This is a genomic window from Stenotrophomonas sp. YJH_SMC_32 (genome assembly GCF_059369975.1).
In genome coordinates, this window is sequence record NZ_JCAFTE010000002.1 from 41,692 (window position 1) to 60,382 (window position 18,691).

Below are 18,691 nucleotides of genomic sequence, written 5' to 3' on the forward strand. Positions count from 1 at the left end.
GCAGATCCAGGCCACGCGTGGATGAGCGCTGCAAGGCCTGTCGATCTGTCGGGGTCGGATCCCGTTGCTGCGCAAAGGGCTCTGACCCCTTCGTGGAATTCGCGCAGTGCAAGACCGATCCCTGCTACTCCACGTCCCCCAGCAACGCCTGCAACCCCGGCAGCCACTGCTTGCCGGGATGCCGTACCAACCACAGGGTGCGCTGCAGGGGCGGCAGCGGGGTCTCCAGCACGCGCAGCCGGCCCAGGGCCAGCGGCTCTTCCAGCGCGTGGCGGGAAAGGCAGGCCAGGCCGAGACCGGCGATGGCGGCCTGCTTGATCGCTTCGGTATTGCCCAGCTGCAGGGTCTGGGCGAAGCCGCGCAGGTGCGGCAACAGCGCCTGTTCCACTGCTTCGCGGGTGCCGGAGCCGGGTTCGCGCAGCAGCCAGCGGGCACGGCGCAGTTCGTCCAGCGACCAGCGCGGGGGGGCGTCGGCGGCGCCGACGATCACCAGCGGATCCTGCTGCCAGGCCGTGACCTGCAAACCGCGCTCATGGCACGGGCCTTCGATCAGGCCGGCGTCGACGTCCAGGCGCTGCACGGCGGCGACTACGCCAGCACTGTTGTCGATGCGCAGGTCGACTTCGGCCTGCGGCGCCTGCCGCAGCAGTTCAGCGATGCGCTGCGGCAGCAGGTAGTTGCCGATGGTGGTACTGGCGGCCAGTACCAACCGCAGCGGTGCCCCTTGCGACGGGTCTCCGCCGGCGGCCAGCTGCCGCTCCAGATCAGCGGCATTGACCAGCAGGGTGCGCGCCGGCTCCAGCAGTGCGCGGCCGTGCCCGTTCAGCGCCAGGCGACGGCCGATGCGGTCGAACAGCGGCGTACCGAAGTGCGCCTCCAGTTCCTGCAGGGCGGCGCTGCTGGCCGACTGCGAGAGCGCGATGGCCTGGCCGGCGGCGGTGGTGCTGCCGTGGTCGGCGATTGCGACGAAGACTTGCAGCTGGCGCAAGGTCAAGCGCATGGCATTTACCCGCTTGATAGGTAGGTTTCACCCATATTATTCGTTTTACAGGTCAGGGACGAAGGCGCACGCTTGTCCCGTCACTACAGCCCTACCCCTGCCATGAACGCCCCCGCTCTCTCCTCCTGGTCCCTGCCCGCCCTGCGCCAACGCTGGCAGCCGCGCCTGCCCGGCCTTCTGCTGGTGGGCCTGATCGCGGCGGCATCGCTGTACCTGGCCGAGCTTCCCTGGTTGCAGGCGCATGGCCTGAGTGCACTGACCGTCGCCATCGTGGCCGGCATCGTGGTCGGCAACACCCTCTACCCGCGGCTGGCACCGAGCAGCGCGGCCGGTGTCGGCTTCTCCAAGCACTGGCTGCTGCGCGCCGGCATCGTGCTGTACGGCCTGCGCCTGACCTTCCAGGACATCGGCCATGTCGGCGTCAGCGGCGTGCTGATGGACGTGCTGGTGGTCGCCAGCACCTTCGGCCTGGCCTGCTGGCTGGGCGTACGTGTGTTCAAGATGGAACGCGAGGCGGCAATGCTGATCGGCGCCGGCAGCGCGATCTGCGGTGCGGCAGCGGTGATGGCCGCCGAACCGGTGGTGCGTGGCCGCGCTGCGCAGGTCACTGTCGCGGTTTCTACCGTCGTGGTGTTCGGCACGCTGGCGATGTTCCTGTACCCGGCGCTGTATGCGCTGGTGCAGTCGCACGGCTGGCTGGCGATGGACGCGCGGCAGTACGGCCTGTTCACTGGTGCGACGGTGCACGAAGTGGCGCAGGTGGTGGCCGCCGGCCGCACGGTCAGCGAAGCCGCCGCCGATACCGCGGTGATCACCAAGATGGTGCGGGTGATGCTGCTGGCGCCGTTCCTGGTCGTGTTGTCGTTGTGGCTGGCGCGTGGCGGCAAGGCCGGCGCCGACGGCAGCAAGGCGCGCATCGTAGTGCCGTGGTTCGCGTTCGGTTTCGTGGCAGTGGCCGGTTTCAATTCACTGCACCTGCTGCCGGCCAGCCTGCAGGCCGGGCTGGTGCAGTTGGATACCGTGCTGCTGGCGATGGCGATGGCCGCGCTGGGCCTGACCACCCATGTCTCGGCGCTGCGCCAGGCCGGCCTGAAGCCACTGCTGCTGGCGCTGATCCTGTTCGCCTGGCTGCTGTTCGGTGGCCTGGCGATCCACCAGGGTGTGTTGGCGGTGCTGGGCTGAGCAGGGCGTGCCGACCAACGGTCGGCACCCACCCGTAGATCCACGCCATGCGTGGATGGCGGCCCAGGACGGGCGCTGCCGCGCAGGCAGGTACAATGCGCCATGACTGACTTCTCGACCCTGCCGCTGAGCCCGGCCCTGCAGCCCGGCCTGGACGCCCTCGGCTACACCACCCTCACCCCCGTGCAGGCGCAGAGCCTGCCGGCCATCCTCGATGGCCACGATGTGATCGCACAGGCGCCGACCGGCAGCGGCAAGACCGCCGCCTTCGGACTGGGCCTGTTGCAGGCCGTCGACCCCAGCCTGATCCGCGTGCAGGCGCTGGTCCTGTGCCCGACCCGCGAACTCGCCGACCAGGTCGGCAAGCAGATCCGCAAGCTGGCCACCGGCATTCCCAACCTGAAGCTGTTGCTGCTGGTAGGCGGCGTGCCGCTGGGCCCGCAGCTGGCCTCGCTGGAAGGCCACGACCCGCACGTGGTGGTGGGTACGCCCGGCCGCGTGCAGGAGCTGGCACGAAAGCGCGTGCTGAATCTTGGCGCGGTGCGCACGCTGGTGCTGGACGAGGCCGACCGCATGCTCGACATGGGCTTCGAGGAGCCGATCCGCGAGATCGCCGGCCGCACCCACAGGGATCGCCAGAGCCTGCTGTTCTCCGCCACCTTCCCCGACAGCATCCGCGCCATGGCGCGTGACCTGCTGCGCAACGCGGTGGAGGTGACCGTGGAAGGTGCCGATCAGGCACCGGCCATCCGCCACCTGTTCTGCGAGGTGGAACCGGCGCATCGCCAGAAGGCGCTGGCCGGCCTGCTGCTGAAGTACGCGCCGGAATCGGCGGTGGTGTTCTGCAACACCCGCAAGGACGTGGACGAAGTGGCCAACTCGCTGCAGCAGTTCGGCTTCTCCGCACTCGCCCTGCACGGCGACATGGAGCAGCGCGACCGTGAGGAAGTGCTGTTGCGGCTGGCCAACCGCAGCTGCAACGTGCTGGTCGCCAGCGACGTCGCCGCGCGCGGACTGGACGTGGAAGAGCTGGCGGCGGTGATCAACTACGAACTGCCGACCGACGTGGAGAGCTACCAGCACCGCGTGGGCCGTACCGGTCGCGCCGGTGCCAGCGGCCTGGCGATCAGCCTGGTGGCCGGCCGCGAGAAGACCCGCGCCGAAGCCATCGAAGCACAGCTGGGTCAGCCACTGGACTGGCAGAAGACGCCACTGGCGACCTCGCGCCCGGCCGAGTTGCCGCAGGCGGCGATGCGCACCCTGCGGATTGACGGCGGCAAGACCGACAAGCTGCGCCCGGGCGACATCCTCGGCGCACTGACCGGCGATGCCGGCCTGTCGAGCAAGTTCATCGGCAAGATCGCGATCTTCCCGACCCGCTCCTACGTGGCGATCGCGCGTGAACAGGCCAACAAGGCCGTCGCCAGGCTGGAAGCCGGCAAGATCAAGGGCCGTCGCTTCCGCGTGCGGATGATGTGATTGAAGCCGGGTTGCCAACCACGGTTGGCAACGACCGGCTCCCGGCTCTTCGCTCTGGTAGATGCCAACCTTGGTTGGCATTCACCCTTCGATCAGAACACCAGTTCGGTGTGCAGTGGCAAGCCCGCCTCCCAGCGGGCCCGGCCGCCCAGGCCATCGAGCTCGACCAGCACACCGGCGCCGACCACTTCAACACCCAGGCGGCGCACCAGCGACAACGCAGCGACCAGCGTGCCGCCGGTGGCCAGCACGTCATCGATGATCGCGACACGGGCACCGCCCGGCAGCGCGTCGGCGTGCACTTCGATGCAGTCGCTGCGGTACTCCAGCGTGTATTCCTCGCGCAGCACCTGGCCCGGCAGCTTGCCCGGCTTGCGCACCGGCACGAAGCCGACGCCCAGCTCCAGCGCCATCGCGGCGCCGAGGATGAAACCACGTGATTCGATGCCGACCACCGCGTCCAGCTTCTGGTCGCGCCAACGGTCGGCCATCGCGGTGATCGCGCCGCGGAAGTCCTCGCCGTGGGCGAGCAGCGGCATGATGTCCTTGAACAGGATGCCGGGCTTGGGGAAGTCGGCGATGTCGCGCAGGCGGGAGGCCCACTGCGGAGCGACGATGGCGTCGGTCATGTCACATTGGCTATCTGATGGCGGCATAGGGTACCCGTTCCGGGCGCCGGCTGCCTGTTGGGGGTGTTCGGCCGGGCTGCGCCCGGCACCTGCGGTAGTGCCGGCCGCTGGCCGGCAACCTCCACGGCAACAGCAACAGCGTGCATTCTGTGGGATGGCGGGGTGGGTCCGGTGGCGGGGGCCGCTGCAAGTACGTCCATGTAAGCTCGGTCGCCGCTTGCTCGTGTGCGCTGTCCTGCGCACACGGCAAGACCGGGGTTGGGCGTCCTGCCCAACCCGCCCGAGGCGTGCCTCGGGCCCATGCGGCTCACGCCCCCGCAACCGGACCCACCCCGCCTTCGACAGAGTCCTGCGATCTGTCGTGGATCCACGCCATGCGCGGATGAATCTCCATCGAAATCGAATATTTCGAGAATTGAATGAAGAGCATCCACGCATGGCCTGGATCTACCGTGTCGACCAAGGTCGACACCTACCAACAGCCGCCGGAATCTGTCGGAGGTGGGGCGGTGTCGGAGTGCGGGGTGTCAGCCGCATGGATGCGGCTGCCAAGCCTACACGGACGTACTTGCAGCGTCCCCGCACTCCGACACCGCCCCGCCAAACCACGGAATCCAGCTTTTGCTCTGGCTGTTGACCTGGCCTCTGCGGGTGCAGGGCGCAGCCCTGCCGAAACCCACCCTCAGGAACTGCAGGACAGCATCGAGCAACCGGCGCGGTTGTCGGCCCACGCCGGGCGCTTGCCAGCGAAGTGCTCGAGCCCTGCGCGCTCGGTGTATGGGTCTCGCAGCACGTCCTGCAGCGCATGCACACCGCCGAGGTCACCCTGCTCTGCGCGGTCGATCGCTTCCTGCGCCAACCAGTTGCGCAGCACGTACAGCGGGTTGGCCGCCGTCATCTTCGCCACGCGTTCGCTGGCCGGCAGCGGATCGCTGCGCAGGCGCTCCGCGTAGTCCTGCAGCCAGTGCTGCAACGGTGCCTGCACTGCCTGTCGCCGCGCCTCGTCGTAGTACACCGCGTCCAGAACCGTAGCGTCCGCTGCCGACGGGTCGATGCGCATCAGTGCGCGCCAGGCCAGGGTCATGTCCATGGCACCCTCCTGCATCAGCTGCTGCCAGCGCTGGTAGAGCTGCAGGTCGTCATCGTCGGCCGCGGCCAGCCCCAGCTTTGCCGCGGCATCGCGACGCGTGCAGGCCACGAAGGTGGACTGGAAGGCCGCCAGGCCCGCCTGCAGCGGTGCGACATCGGCGAACAGCGGCGACAGCGCCTGGGCCAATCGGCTCAGGTTCCAGTACGCCACCTGCGGCTGGGTGCCGAAGCGGTAGCGGCGCCCCTGGGCGTCGGTGGTGTTCGGCGTCCAGTCCGGATCGAAATCCTCGACCCAGCCATAGGGGCCGTAATCCAGTGTGAGACCGAGCACGGACAGGTTGTCGGTGTTCATCACGCCGTGCACGAAGCCGACACGCATCCAGTGCGCGATCATCTCGGCAGTGCGCACCGCGATCTGCGCGAACCAGTCGCCGTACAGGGCCTCGCCCTGCCCTTCAAGCTCGGGGAAGTCGCGCGCGATGCAGGCATCGACCAGCTGCTGCAGCAGGGCGGTTTCACCCCGCGACGCCGGCAGTTCGAAGGAACCAAAGCGCAGGAACGACGGCGACACCCGGCACACGATGGCGCCAGGCTCGGCACGCGGGTGGCCGTCATAGAACATGTCACGCACCACCTCTTCGCCGGTGCCGACCAGCGACAACGCGCGCGTGCTCGGCACGCCCAGGTGGTGCATCGCTTCGCTGCACAGGAACTCGCGGATCGACGAGCGCAGCACTGCCCGTCCATCGGCACCGCGCGAGTAAGGCGTCGGCCCGGCCCCCTTCAGCTGCAGCTCCCAGTGGCGGCCATCGGGTGCCACCAGCTCGCCCAGTGAGATCGCACGCCCATCGCCGAGCTGGCCGGCCCAATGGCCGAACTGATGGCCACCGTAATTGGCGGCCCATGGCTGCATGCCGGCGTACAGCGCGTTGCCGCCGAATACATCGGCGAAGCCTTCGCTCTCGATCTCGGCAGCATCGAAGCCGAGCATCGTGGCAACCTCAGGCGACCACGCCAGCAACGTGGGCGCCACCACCGGCGTCGGCATCACCGGCGACCAGGCCGCGCCCAGCACTTCACGGCGACGCGGGCCGGATTCGGGGTCACCCGGCAGGGCATGCAGCAGGCGGTTGTCGAAACGGGGGCTGTCGGTATCCATGACTCTGGAGGTGGGGGCGACCGCCGCCGACCTCAATTGCCGCTGAGCGCCTGCAGATGGCCACCGTGGGCCTCGGCGCGCTGGTAAGCAGGCCGCTCGCTGATGCGCTTGAGGAAGCCACGCAGTGCCGGCTTGCCGTCGAGACCGCCACCGCGCGCGGCAGCAGCCTGGATCGGGAAGCTCATCTGGATGTCGGCCGCACTGAAGCGCTCGCCGGCAAACCATGGGCTTTCGGCCAGGCGGCGCTCCATCCAGTCCAGGTGCAGGCGCCGCTGCGGCCCAACGAAGCCCCGCTCGGCCTTGTCGGCAATGCTGCGTGCAATCGGGCGTGCGAAGAATGGCATGGGCGCATTACGGATGCGGCCCATCACCAGGGTCAGCAGCAGCGGCGGCATCGCCGAGCCTTCGGCATAGTGCAGCCAGTAGCGGTACGCGATGCGTTCGGTGCCGTCGGCCGGCATCGGTGACGGCGACAGCTGGCGCTGCGCGTCGTAACGGTCAGCGAGATAGTCGAGGATCGCCCCGGACTCGGCCAGTACCAGCTCGCCATCCTGCAGCACCGGCGACTTGCCGAGCGGATGCACGTTGCGCAGTTCCGGCGGCGCCAGCAGCGTCTTCGGATCGCGCGGATAGCGGCGCAGTTCGTAGTCCAGCCCCAACTCCTCCAGCATCCACAGCACGCGCAGGGAACGGGAGTTTTCCAGGTGATGAACGATGCGCATGGGGACGATCCTTGGGAAGGCCGCCATCCTACCGCGCCGGCTGCATGCCCTTTGTAGAGTCGAGCCCTGCTCCACTGTCCTTGAGAACAGTCGAGCGTGGCTCGACTCTACAAAAAACAGCGGGCAATAAAAAAACGCCGGAAGCTCTCGCCTCCGGCGTTCTGGCTACCCAACGGTAGCAGACGGATTAGACCGCCTGCACCTGGTCAGCCTGCATACCCTTCTGACCCTGGACGGCGATGAAGGTAACCTTCTGGCCTTCCTGCAGGGTCTTGAAGCCGGTGCCCTGGATCGCGCGGAAGTGCACGAACAGGTCCGGGCCGCTTTCCGGGGTGATGAAGCCGAAGCCCTTGGCGTCGTTGAACCACTTGACGGTGCCGGTCTGACGTTCAGACATTTTACTAACTCCTGAAACACATGTTGAAAAAAATCGCAGCCACCGGGTATCGGGGCCGAGACTGAGTTGCAGGCGTTGGTAAAGCGGATCGATGAGCGGATCGTGAGATCAACTGCACCAGGCCACGATTCACGGTGACCCTAGCAAACACAGTGGGTCGCACGATACGCGTGTTTTCTGCAAAAAGCGATAGTCCCGACGTTCATGGGAACACGTCACCCGCTAGGCGTGACAAGGGTTGGCAGCCAATCGCGGCTAACCCCGAGCCCCCATTCAGGTTTTTCCTACCCTACACTGGGTAAATGACTGAAGCTGAAATCCCCGCTGAACACGCGTCTCCCCGCATCTGGGTGGACGCGGACGCCTGCCCCACTGTCATTCGCGACATCCTGTTCCGGGCCGCCGAACGGGTCGGGATCGAGCTGACCCTGGTCGCCAACCAGTGGATCCGCACCCCGCCGTCGCGCTGGCTGCGCTCGATCCAGGTACCGCAGGGCCTGGACGTGGCCGACAGCGCCATCGTCGAGCGGGTCGCCGCCGGAGACCTGGTCGTCACCCAGGACATCCCGCTGGCCGCGCTGGTGCTGGAGAAGAAGGCCGTGGCGCTGAACCCGCGCGGCCAGCTGTACACCCCGAACAACATGGCCGAGCGGCTGTCGATGCGCAATTTCATGGAGGAACTTCGCGGCGCCGGGGTCCAGACCGGCGGACCGCCGCCCCTGGGTCCCCGCGACCGGCAGCTGTTCGCCGCCGAGCTGGACCGCTGGCTGGCGCGACGCCCGGCCCGCTGAGCGCCTGGCCGCGCTAAGCCGGAAGGCTCAGGCTGCGGCCGCTGCTGAACGCCCGTCGTTCGCCGCTCAATGGGTCGTCGAAGGCCAGGGCCCGCGCCAGCAGCTGCAGCGGCGCCTCGGCGACGTTCGGCGGACGTTGCCGAAGCTGCGGGTACAGGTCGTCACCCATGATCGGCGCCCCCAGCATGGCCATGTGCACGCGCAGTTGATGCTTGCGGCCGGTCTCCGGCAGCAGCCGGTAGCGCCAGATCGGCCCTTCGGCCTCGATCAGCTCGATCCGGCTGCGCGCATTGGGCTCACCGGGCACTTCGGACATGCGGAAGAACGGCTCGCCCGGCACCAACCGGCTGTCCCGCTGCAACGGAAACGCCAGCCCCGGCAGCGCCGGTGCCAGGGCCTCATAAGTCTTCTCGATGCGCCGCTCACGGAACAGGCGCTGGTAAGCATCGCGCGACGCTCGCTGGGTCGAGAACAGCACCAGCCCGGCCGTCAGCCGATCCAGCCGGTGCAGCGGTACCAGATCGGCATTGCCGGTGCGGGCGACCAGCCGCGCCAGCAGCGTCTCGCGCACATGCCCACCCGCAGGTGTCACCGGCAGGAAATGCGGCTTGTCGGCCACCAGCAGGTGCGCATCCAGATGGACGATGGTTTCGACAAAGGGAATCACCGGTTCGTCGGCCACCTCGCGGAAGTACTGGATCTCCCGCCCGACCTGCCAGGGCATGTCCGCAGTGAGCGCCCTGCCCTGCGCATCCAGCACACGGCCACGCGCGAAGCGATCCTGCCATTGCGCGGGCGCGATGCGCGGGAAACGTGCACACAGGCCATCCAGCAGGGTGGCCCAGGGGCCGGGCGGCAGCTGCAACCGACTGGGCAGGCTCATGGCGTCCACTCCGGCCACAGGAAAGACCTCAAGAGTGCCACCGTTGACGGCATGCAGACAGCCCAGCCACGGACACCCCCGGAGCAAACCTCTATCATTGTCGTCTTTAGTCCACGGACCCCCCATGGCTCTTACCGCCACCATCCGCAAGGCCGAACTGCAGATCAGCGACATGGATCGCGGCTACTACGCGACCCACAACCTGACCCTGGCCCAGCATCCGTCCGAGACCGACGAGCGCCTGATGGTGCGCCTGCTCGCCTTCGCACTGAACGCCGGCGACCGCCTGGAGTTCGGCCGCGGCCTGAGCACCGATGACGAACCCGATCTGTGGGAACACGACTACACCGGCGACATCCTGCAGTGGATCGACCTGGGCCATCCGGACGAATCGCGCATCCGCAAGGCCAGCAACCGCAGCCGCCAGGTGCAGGTGGTCAACTATGGCGGCAACGCCTCGGAGATCTGGTGGGGCAAGCAGGCCAAGGGCCTGGCGCGCTTCGACAACCTCTCGGTGGTCGACCTCGACGGTGCCTTCGTAGAACTGTGGGGCCAGCAGATCCAGCGCGCGATGCGCTGGAGCGTGCTGATCCAGGACGGTGAAGTGCAGCTGCTCAACGATCAGATGCAGCTCGACGTGATCCCGACCTGGCGCAAGCGCGCCAAGGCATGAGCACGATCCGTTGTGACGTGGTGGTCATCGGCGCCGGCGCAGCCGGGCTCATGACCGCGATCACGGCTGGCCAGCGCGGCCGCCAGGTGCAGGTGATCGACCATGCCAACAAGGTCGGCAAGAAGATCCTGATGTCCGGCGGTGGCCGCTGCAACTTCACCAACACCGGCACCACCCCGGCCAACTTCCTGTCGGCCAACCCGCACTTCTGCAAGTCGGCGCTGGCCCGCTACACGCCCTGGCACTTCATCGAGTTGGTGCACAAGCACGGCATCGCGTATCACGAAAAGGAACTGGGGCAGCTGTTCTGCGATGTCTCCTCCAAGCAGATCGTGAAAATGCTGGTGGACGAATGCCAGGCGGCCGGCGTGCAGATCCGTACCGACTGCAGCGTGCAGCGCATCGAGCACGGCAGCGATGGTTTCCGCGTGCACACCACGCACGGGCTGTTCCATTGCGCCTCGCTGGTGGTTGCCACCGGCGGCCTGTCGATTCCCAGCATGGGGGCCAGCGGCTTTGGCTATGAAGTGGCCCGCCAGTTCGGCCACCAGGTGCTGCCGACCCGCGCCGGGCTGGTGCCGCTGACCCTCAGCGGCAAGCACCAGGAACGGTTGGCCGACCTCAGCGGCGTGGCGCTACCGATCGAGGCGCGCTGCAACGGCAAGAGCTTCCAGAACTTCATGCTGCTGACCCACCGTGGCGTGAGCGGTCCGGCCATCCTGCAGATCTCTTCGTTCTGGCGGCCCGGCGATGCGCTGGAGCTGGACCTGTTGCCGGGCCAGGATGCGGGCGAGTGGCTGCGCCAGATGAAGCGCGACCGCCCCGCCGCCGAGCTGCGCACGGTGCTGGGCGAGGTACTGCCGAAGCGGCTGGCGCAGCGCCTGTGCGAGCACTGGCTGCCCGACCGCCCCGTGCGCCAGCTGGACGAGCCGGTGCTGCGCCAGGCTGCGCAGCTGCTGGGCGCATTCCCGCTGGTGGCCAGCGGCACCGAAGGCTACCGCACCGCCGAGGTCACCCTGGGCGGCGTGGACACCGCCGAAGTGTCATCCTCAACGATGGAATCCAAGCGCGTCCCCGGCCTGCACTTCGTTGGCGAGGTGCTGGACGTGACCGGCTGGCTGGGCGGCTACAACTTCCAATGGGCCTGGGCCAGCGGCCACGCAGCGGGCGGCGTGGTGTGAACCACTTCGCCGTTCCATGCGCGCAAGGGGTACGCGCATGGACGGTTCGCCGCGCATCGTGTATCTAGATTCGCAGATTGGGGAGCAGTGCATGCAGAACGCGAACGACATCACCATCCGCCTGCTGATCGTCGATGACAGCGGCGAGAATGCCGAAGCCATCGTCAGCACCCTGCGCAACAGCGGCATCGCGGTACGCCCGTGGCGCCCGCAGGATGCGGCCGAGCTGGCCCAGGTGCTGACCAGCCAGGCCATCGACCTGGTGCTGGCCTCGCCGTCGCAGGGCATTCCGTTGCAGCTGGCAGCCCAGCACATCGCCGCCAGCGGCAAGGACATCCCGCTGGTGCTGCTGGCCGAGCGCATCGACGAGGACGAACTGGTGCAGGCCAGCAGCCATGGCATCCGTGCCCTCGCCCTGCGCCAGCGCCCCGAGCACCTGCTCGCCGTGGTCCGCGACCAGTGGGTCGACCTGCAGGCACGCCGCGGCCTGCGCCGCATCGAGGCGCAGATGCGCGAGACCGAGCGCCGCTGCGACGCGCTGATCGCCTCCTCGCGCGACCCCATCGCCTACGTGCATGAAGGCATGCACATCCGCGCCAACGACGCCTATCTGGAGATGTTCGGCTACGAGCAATTCGACGACATCGAAGGCATTTCGCTGCTGGACATGGTCGCTGCCCAACACGTGGAGGGCTTCAAGCAGCTGCTGAAGGGCCTCAGCCGTGGCGAGGCGCCGCCGCCGCAGTACCAGCTCGACGCGCGCCACCAGGACGGCAGTGCGTTCCCGGCGACGATGGAATTTGCGGCGGCCACCTACGAAGGCGAGTCCTGCCTGCAGGTGGTGCTCCGCCGCCGCATGGAGTTCGACCCCGAGCTGGCACGCGAGGTCGAGGACCTGCGCCAGCGCGACCAGGTCACCGGCCTGCTCAATCGCCCGACCTTCATGCTGCAGCTGGAAAGCGCGGTGGCCCAGGCCGGGCGCAGCGAGGGCCAGTTCGGCCTGCTGCTGATCGAGCCGGACCACTACGCGCGCCTGCTGCCGGATATCGGCCTGGCCTCGGCCGATACCCTGATCGGCGCCCTCGCCGCCCTGCTGGCCGAAGTGGTTGGCGAGGACGCGCAACTGGCCCGTTTCGGCGAACACAATTTCGCCGTGCTGCAGGCCGGACCCTACGCACAGACCGTGGCGCTGGCCGAGCGCATCCGAGAAGCCTACGCCGCGCACGTCTTCAGCATCGGCGCACGCTCGGCCACGGTGACGGTCAGCATCGGTGGCGTACAGGTCGGTGAGAAGATCGCCAGCATCGGCCAGGTGTTGGCGCGCGCCAGCGAATGCACCCAGGCTGCAGCCGAGCTGGGTAACACCTGCCGCATCTTCGACCCCGCTGCCGCCGACCGTGTCGAGGAAGAGCGTGTGCAGCGCTGGGTGGCGCGCATCCGCGAGGCGCTGGCCGGCGACGGTTTCCAGCTTCACTACCAGCCGGTGCTGAACCTGCAGGGCGAACCACTGGAGCTGTACGAAGCCTATCTGCGCCTGGAAAACAATGGCGAGCTGCTGAGCCCGACCGCGTTCCTGGGCATCGCCGAGGAACACGGCCTGCTGGCCGACATCAACCGCTGGGTAGTCTCGCAGGCGATCGCGGTGCTGGGTGAACGCGCGCGTGCGGGTCATGCCACCCAGGTGCTGGTGAAGGTCACGCCGGAATCGTTCGATGACCCACAGATGATCGCCACCCTGCACCGCGAACTGCAGGCACAGGGCGTGCCCGGCGAACGGCTGTGGCTGCATGCACCGGAAGCGAAGGTGTTCACCCACCTGCGCAGTGCACAGCAATTCCTTGCCGAAGTGGCGCCACTGGGCTGCCGCATCGGCCTGGAGCAGTTCGGTTCCGGGCTGGACTCGTTCCAGCTGCTGGCCCACTTCCAGCCGCAGTTCCTCAAGCTGGACCGGGGCTTCACCAGCGACCTGGCTGCCACCCGCGAGAACATCGACCGCATCAGCCAGATCACTGCGCGTGCTCAGGAAGCGGGCATCCGCACCATCGCCGAATTCGTCAGCGATGCCAACTCGATGACGCTGCTGTTCAGTGCCGGCGTGGATTACGTGCAGGGCGACTTTGTCGGCCCGGCGTTGCCGGAGATGGGGTTCGAATTCGGGTAACCGAGGGTAGTGCCGGCCGCTGGCCGGCAGCCTCAGGTACCCGGGGTTGCCGGCCAGCGGCCGGCACTACCAAACGAGAAGGCCGGCTTTCGCCGGCCTTCTGCCTGATCAGGTCATGTCGACCAGGTTGCCGATCTTCACGTCCGGGTTGACGTCGGCCTCGTAGTCGACGCCCTCCACGCCAAAACCGAACAGACGCAGGAAGTCGGCCTTGTAACCGGCCAGGTCGCTGATTTCGTACAGGTTCTCGTTGGTCACCTGTGGCCACAGCGCGACCACCTTGCCCTGCACGTCTGCGGCCATTTCCTTGTAGTCCGCACGCAGGCGGCCTTCCTCATCGACCAGCGCGACGGTGTGGCCGTCGCCATCGACCAGGTCGTGGCGCAGGCGATCGACCGCCACGCCATCGGACTTGCCGCCGTAAAGGATGTCGTACAGCACGTCGAGCTGCTCGATGCAGCCTTCGTGGGTGCCCTTTTCCTTCATCACCTTGAACAGCAGCGACAGGTACAGCGGCATGGTCGGAATGGCCGAGCTGGCCTGGGTCACGACGGCCTTCAGCACCGACACGCGTGCGTCGCCGCCGATTTTCGCCAGCTTTTCGCGCAGGCCCAGCACCTTGGTGTCCAGGTCCTTCTTGGCCGCGCCGATCGAGCCATTCCAGTAGATCGCCTGGGTGATCTCTTCGCCCACGTAGGTGAAGGCCGTGGTGGTACAACCATTGGCCAGCACGCCGGCATCGGCCAGCGCATCGATCCACATCTGCCAGTCCTCGCCGCCCATCACCGCGACGGTGCCGGCGATTTCTTCCGGGGTGGCCGGCTGCAGGGTGGTCTCGGTGATCACTTCCTTGTCGGTATCCAGCCCGCGCAGGGTGATCGGCTCGCCGATCGGCTTCAACGTGGAGCTGATGATCTCGCCGGTCTTCGGGTGCTTGCGGCGCGGCGCTGCCAGGCTGTAGACAACCTGGTCGACCTGGCCCAGATCGGCCTTGATCATTTCGATGGTCTTCGCCTTCACTTCATCGGAGAAGGCATCGCCATTGATGCTCTTGGCGTACAGGCCGGCTTCGTCGGCGTACTTGTGGAACGCGGCCGAGTTGTACCAGCCCGCGGTACCCGGCTTGGTCTCGCTGCCCGGGCGTTCGAAGAAGATGCCGAGGGTGGCAGCACCACTGCCGAAGGCAGCGGTGATGCGTGCAGCCAGGCCGTAGCCGGTGGACGCGCCGATCACCAGCACACGCTTGGGACCGTTCTGGATCGGCGGGCGCGCACGGATGTAGTCGATCTGCTGCTTGACCGCGGCCTCGCAGCCGGTCGGGTGGGTGGTGACGCAGATGAAGCCGCGGACGCGCGGTTTGATGACCATGGATACCTCGGGTTGGCAGATGCGGCGCGCGGGGCGCTCAGCAGGAGTAAGGGCGCGCACGCGCGCGAACCGCAGGATCGTAGTGCGCGGGGGCCGAATGCACAACCGACGCTGGCGTAGGGTGGTGTTTCTTTTGCAGGGTTGCACCCTGCACCTGCGGTAGTGCCGGCCGCTGGCCGGCAACCTCAACAGCAACGTCAAAAGCCGGGCTACTGAGGCCCACAACCGGGCCCACCCCGCCTTTGACAGTCTTCCGCGATCTGTCGGAACAGCTCTTGGGGTCAGATCCGTTTTCTGAAGGAAAACGGATCTGACCCCAGAATTGTTTCGATATCTGACAAATGTGTCGACCCAGGTCGACATCTACCCACAGCCGTGGGGATCTGTCAGAGGTGGGGCAGTGTCGGAGTGCGGGGTGTCAGCCGCATGGATGCGGCTGCCAAGCCTACACGGACGTACTTGCGGCGTCCCCGCACTCCGACACCGCCCCGCCCACCCACGGAAGGCACGCTCTTGCTGTTGCTGTTGCTGTTGCTGTTGCTGTTGCCGGCCAGCGGCCGGCACTACCGTGGGTGCAGGGCTGCAAGCCCTGCAACACAAAAAACCCCGCTTGCGCGGGGTTCTCTGTGGGTTGCGTGCAGCGCGAACGGTTACGGGCGACGGGCCAGGGCCTCAACGTCCTTCGCCTTCGGCAGCAGGTCCTGCTTGCTGACGCGCAGGAAACCGATCGTCAGCATCGGCACCGCCACCAAGATCGAGGACAGCACCACGATCACCGCACCGATCATATGCGTCTCGGCCAGGCCCTCCATCGAGCTGCCGCCGTACAGGTACAGGGCAAGCGCGGACAGGAAGAACATCACCGCAGTGATCACCGTACGCGACAGCGTCTGGTTGATCGAACGGTTCAGCACTTCCATCGAATCCACGCGCAGGCTGCGGAAGTTCTCACGGACGCGGTCGAAGACCACGATGATGTCGTTGATCGCAAAGCCCATCACCGACAGCAGGCCGGCCAGCACGGTCAGGTCGAACTCACGGCCCAGCAGGGACACGTAAGCGACCGTCACGATCAGGTCGAACATCGCCACGATGCTGGCGGTGACCGCGAACTTCCACTCGAAGCGCACTGCGATGTAGATCAGGAAGCCGGCCAGCATGAAGATGGTGGCATACAGGCCATTCATCGCCAGGTCCTTGCCGATCTGCGGGCCCACGAACTCGTTGCGGAGCACGGTGGCCTGATTGTCGGCAGTGGACAACGCCTTCACCACGGCAGCGGCCGTGGCCTTGTCCTCGTGGGCGGCGTCGCCGGTACCCGGAGCATGCTCGCCGTGCGGGGCCAGGCGGATCAGCAGGTCGGTGTTGCCACCCACGCTCTGCACCTGGGCGCCTTCGAAGCCACTCTGCTCGAGCTTGGTGCGGACCTGCTCAACATCCACCGCCTTGTCGAAGCGGGCTTCGATCAGGGTGCCGCCGGTGAAGTCCAGCGCGTAGTTGAAGCCCTTGATGCCGATGATGGCGACCGAGGCCAGGAACACCACGATGGTGACTGCCATGGCGACATGGCGCCAGCGCATGAAGTCGATCTTGGTGTCGTTCGGGAGGATGTGCAGCGGAAACAGTTTCATTGTGCGTGTCGTCCCGTCAGATGGCCACGTTCTGGAGCTTCTTGCGACGGCCGTAGATCAGCGTCGCCAGCGCACGCGACACGGTGATCGCGGTGAACATGGAGGCGAAAATACCGATGATCATGGTCAGCGCGAAGCCCTTCAGCGGACCGGTACCGAATGCAAACAGCGCCACGCCGACGATCAGGCCGGTCAGGTTGGCGTCGAGGATGGTGCCCGAGGCACGCTCGTAACCGGTCACGATCGCCGTCTTGCCCGGCACACCGGCTCGCAGCTCTTCACGGATACGCTCGTTGATCAGCACGTTGGCGTCCACCGACAGGCCGACCGACAACGCCAGGCCGGCAAAGCCCGGCAGGGTCATGGTGGCACCGAACAGCGACATCACCGCCACTACGATCAGCAGGTTGAACAGCATCGCTGCCGAGGTGATCACACCGAACATGCGGTAGTACACGCTGAAGAACACCAGGGTGAACAGGAACGCGAACACCACCGCGCGCATGCCGTTCTTGACGTTCTCGGCGCCGAGGCTCGGGCCGACCACGCGCTCCTCGACGAAGTCCATCGGCGCAGCCAGCGAACCCGACTTCAGCAGCTTGGCCAGGTCTTCGGCTTCCTTCTTCTGCAGGCCGGTGGTCTGGAAGTTCTTGCCGAACACGCCGTTGATGTTGGCCACCGAGATCACTTCCTCGTTGACCTTGAAGCCACGCACTTCCTGCCCGTCGACGACGGTTACGGTCGGCACGCGCTCGGTGTAGACCACCGCCATCGGCTTGTTCACGTTGGCGCTGGTGAAGTCGAACATGCGCTGGCCACCGACGTTGTTCAGCGTCACGCTGACCGCCGGCGAGCCACTGTTCGAATCGGTCACCGCCTGCGCACCGACCATCTGGTCGCCGGTGACGATCACGCGCTTGTTCAGCAGGATCGGGCCGCGGCCGTCACGCTGCTGGTAGACCTTCGCTTCCGGCGGAATGCGGCCGGAGTTGATGGCGTCCTGCGCATTGCCTTCAACCACCGCACGGTACTCCAGGGTGGCGGTGGCACCGATCATGCGCTTGGCTTCGGCGGTGTCCTGCACGCCCGGCAGCTGCACGACCACACGGTCGGCACCCTGGCGCTGGATGATCGGCTCGGCCACGCCCAGCTGGTTCACGCGGTTGCGCAGGGTGTTGATGTTCTGCTCGATGGCGCCGTTGGCGATCTGCGAGATCTCGGTGTCCGGGATGGTCACCGTGATGCGGCTGCCGCTGACGTCGTAACCCAGGGTGGGCTGCGACTTGACCAGCGCCGCGCGGGCGTTGGCAGCGGCATCGTCACCGGCCGAGGGGCTCAGGTTGGCCACGATGGTGTTGTCAGCGCGACGCTCGACCGACTGGTACGCAATGCGCGCGTCACGCAGGGTGCTGCGCACGTCTTCGGTGTAGGCGTCCAGGCGCTTGTCCAGAGCAGCCTTCTGGTCGACCTGCAGCACGAAATGCACGCCGCCCTGCAGGTCCAGGCCCAGCACCATCGGGCGACCGCCGAGGTTGGCCAGCCAGTCCGGCACGGTCGAAGCCAGGTTCAGCGCCACGGTGTACTTCTCGCCGACGGTGTCACGCAGGGCGTCGCTGGCAGCGGACTGCGACTTCAGGTCCGACAGGCGGACGATCAGGCTTTCCCCTTCCTTTTCGGCACCGATGGTGGCGATGCCGGCCTTTTTCAGGTCGGCCAGCACACGGTCGCGCAGCGCATCGTCGATCTGCCCGCCACGGTTGGCGGTGATCTGGATGGCCGGGTCCTTCTGGTAGATGTTGGGCAGCGCATACAGCGCGCTGAGCGCCAGTACGATCAGGATGACGACGTACTTCCAGCGTGGAAATTCGAGCATTGCTTGGGTCCCGCGCGGCGCCATCCCCGGCGCCGCGGTTGTGCTTCGGAAAGGGAGTGGCTTACTTGGCCGAATCCAGGGTGCCGGTCGGCAGCACGCTACCGACAGCGCCCTTCTGCACGCGGATGCGCACGTTGTCGGCCACTTCGACGGTGATGAAGTGGTCGCCGATGTCGGTGACCTTGCCGGCGATGCCGCCGTTGGTCAGCACTTCATCGCCGCGCTTGATCTTCTCCAGCATGGCCTTGTGCTCCTTCTGCCGCTTCATCTGCGGGCGGATCATCAGGAAGTACATGATGGCGATCAGGATGATCGGGAACAGCAGCGTGGTCAGGCCCATGCCCTGCGGTTGGCCGCCGGCGGCCTGGGCGTGGGCGGCGGGAATCAGGAAAGCAAGCAGGTTCATCGTTGGTCCTTTGGTTGGGCGGCGCTCCCGTCCCTTGAGGGGCGGGGGTGTCGACCGCGGATCTGGG

16 protein-coding genes are annotated in these 18,691 nt (G+C 66.9%); 6 read left to right on the forward strand and 10 right to left on the reverse strand.

Features of this window, described 5'->3' with window-relative positions:
- Positions 1 to 124 precede the first annotated feature (124 nt).
- Positions 125 to 1,000, reverse strand: coding sequence for a LysR substrate-binding domain-containing protein (locus AC5P7S_RS04145; RefSeq protein ID WP_095377735.1), 876 nt, complete (start codon positions 998 to 1,000; stop codon positions 125 to 127).
- A gap of 102 nt (positions 1,001 to 1,102) precedes the next feature.
- Here AC5P7S_RS04145 and AC5P7S_RS04150 point away from each other — a divergent pair, with 102 nt between their 5' ends.
- Together AC5P7S_RS04150 and dbpA are read left to right on the forward strand one after the other, a co-directional pair.
- Positions 1,103 to 2,182 carry a YeiH family protein gene (locus AC5P7S_RS04150; protein ID WP_053501305.1) on the forward strand — a complete coding sequence of 360 codons (1,080 nt, stop codon included), beginning with the start codon at positions 1,103 to 1,105 and terminating at the stop codon, positions 2,180 to 2,182.
- A gap of 102 nt (positions 2,183 to 2,284) precedes the next feature.
- Complete coding sequence (gene dbpA / locus AC5P7S_RS04155) at positions 2,285 to 3,661, forward strand: ATP-dependent RNA helicase DbpA (protein ID WP_095377736.1); 1,377 nt, start codon at positions 2,285 to 2,287, stop codon at positions 3,659 to 3,661.
- A gap of 92 nt (positions 3,662 to 3,753) precedes the next feature.
- On the opposite strand, the gene AC5P7S_RS04160 is transcribed toward dbpA, so the two are convergent.
- The 4 genes from AC5P7S_RS04160 to AC5P7S_RS04175 all read right to left on the reverse strand — a co-directional run bounded on the left by AC5P7S_RS04160 (position 3,754) and on the right by AC5P7S_RS04175 (position 7,657).
- Positions 3,754 to 4,290 (reverse strand): adenine phosphoribosyltransferase, encoded by a 537-nt coding sequence (locus AC5P7S_RS04160; RefSeq protein ID WP_005416213.1) that lies wholly within the window; start codon positions 4,288 to 4,290, stop codon positions 3,754 to 3,756.
- A 682-nt stretch (positions 4,291 to 4,972) separates the two neighbouring features.
- The gene (locus AC5P7S_RS04165; protein WP_095377737.1) at positions 4,973 to 6,538 is read right to left on the reverse strand and encodes a protein adenylyltransferase SelO; all 1,566 of its coding nucleotides are present in this window, start codon (positions 6,536 to 6,538) and stop codon (positions 4,973 to 4,975) included.
- A gap of 32 nt (positions 6,539 to 6,570) precedes the next feature.
- Entirely contained in the window at positions 6,571 to 7,260 is a 690-nt protein-coding gene (locus AC5P7S_RS04170) for a glutathione S-transferase family protein (RefSeq protein WP_005416211.1), read from the reverse strand.
- Positions 7,261 to 7,447: 187 nt separating this feature from the next.
- Positions 7,448 to 7,657: a cold-shock protein gene (locus tag AC5P7S_RS04175; protein WP_005416210.1), complete on the reverse strand. Its 210-nt coding sequence runs from the start codon at positions 7,655 to 7,657 to the stop codon at positions 7,448 to 7,450.
- Positions 7,658 to 7,959: 302 nt separating this feature from the next.
- Between AC5P7S_RS04175 and AC5P7S_RS04180 the strand changes: the two genes are divergently transcribed.
- Positions 7,960 to 8,448 (forward strand): YaiI/YqxD family protein, encoded by a 489-nt coding sequence (locus AC5P7S_RS04180; RefSeq protein WP_095377738.1) that lies wholly within the window; start codon positions 7,960 to 7,962, stop codon positions 8,446 to 8,448.
- 13 nt (positions 8,449 to 8,461) lie between these two features.
- On the opposite strand, the gene AC5P7S_RS04185 is transcribed toward AC5P7S_RS04180, so the two are convergent.
- A complete protein-coding gene (locus tag AC5P7S_RS04185; RefSeq protein WP_053500894.1) occupies positions 8,462 to 9,331 on the reverse strand; it encodes a pseudouridine synthase in 870 nt (289 codons plus the stop codon).
- Between the two features lie 124 nt (positions 9,332 to 9,455).
- Between AC5P7S_RS04185 and AC5P7S_RS04190 the strand changes: the two genes are divergently transcribed.
- The 3 genes from AC5P7S_RS04190 to AC5P7S_RS04200 all read left to right on the forward strand — a co-directional run bounded on the left by AC5P7S_RS04190 (position 9,456) and on the right by AC5P7S_RS04200 (position 13,346).
- Complete coding sequence (locus AC5P7S_RS04190) at positions 9,456 to 10,004, forward strand: YaeQ family protein (RefSeq protein WP_095377739.1); 549 nt, start codon at positions 9,456 to 9,458, stop codon at positions 10,002 to 10,004.
- Positions 10,001 to 11,185 carry a BaiN/RdsA family NAD(P)/FAD-dependent oxidoreductase gene (locus AC5P7S_RS04195; protein WP_005416206.1) on the forward strand — a complete coding sequence of 395 codons (1,185 nt, stop codon included), beginning with the start codon at positions 10,001 to 10,003 and terminating at the stop codon, positions 11,183 to 11,185. The genes AC5P7S_RS04190 and AC5P7S_RS04195 overlap by 4 nt, the downstream gene beginning before the upstream one ends.
- Positions 11,186 to 11,276: 91 nt before the next feature.
- Entirely contained in the window at positions 11,277 to 13,346 is a 2,070-nt protein-coding gene (locus AC5P7S_RS04200) for an EAL domain-containing response regulator (RefSeq protein ID WP_005416205.1), read from the forward strand.
- Positions 13,347 to 13,454: 108 nt separating this feature from the next.
- Here AC5P7S_RS04200 and fabV read toward each other — a convergent pair whose 3' ends face one another.
- From fabV to yajC, 4 genes are all read right to left on the reverse strand, one after another.
- Complete coding sequence (gene fabV, locus AC5P7S_RS04205; protein WP_005416204.1) at positions 13,455 to 14,714, reverse strand: enoyl-ACP reductase FabV; 1,260 nt, start codon at positions 14,712 to 14,714, stop codon at positions 13,455 to 13,457.
- 650 nt (positions 14,715 to 15,364) lie between these two features.
- Complete coding sequence (gene secF / locus AC5P7S_RS04210) at positions 15,365 to 16,345, reverse strand: protein translocase subunit SecF (RefSeq protein ID WP_065185182.1); 981 nt, start codon at positions 16,343 to 16,345, stop codon at positions 15,365 to 15,367.
- A gap of 16 nt (positions 16,346 to 16,361) precedes the next feature.
- Positions 16,362 to 18,218 (reverse strand): protein translocase subunit SecD, encoded by a 1,857-nt coding sequence (gene secD, locus AC5P7S_RS04215; RefSeq protein WP_170944912.1) that lies wholly within the window; start codon positions 18,216 to 18,218, stop codon positions 16,362 to 16,364.
- Positions 18,219 to 18,279: 61 nt separating this feature from the next.
- The gene (gene yajC / locus AC5P7S_RS04220) at positions 18,280 to 18,624 is read right to left on the reverse strand and encodes a preprotein translocase subunit YajC (RefSeq protein ID WP_005416201.1); all 345 of its coding nucleotides are present in this window, start codon (positions 18,622 to 18,624) and stop codon (positions 18,280 to 18,282) included.
- Between the last annotated feature and the right edge of the window lie 67 nt (positions 18,625 to 18,691).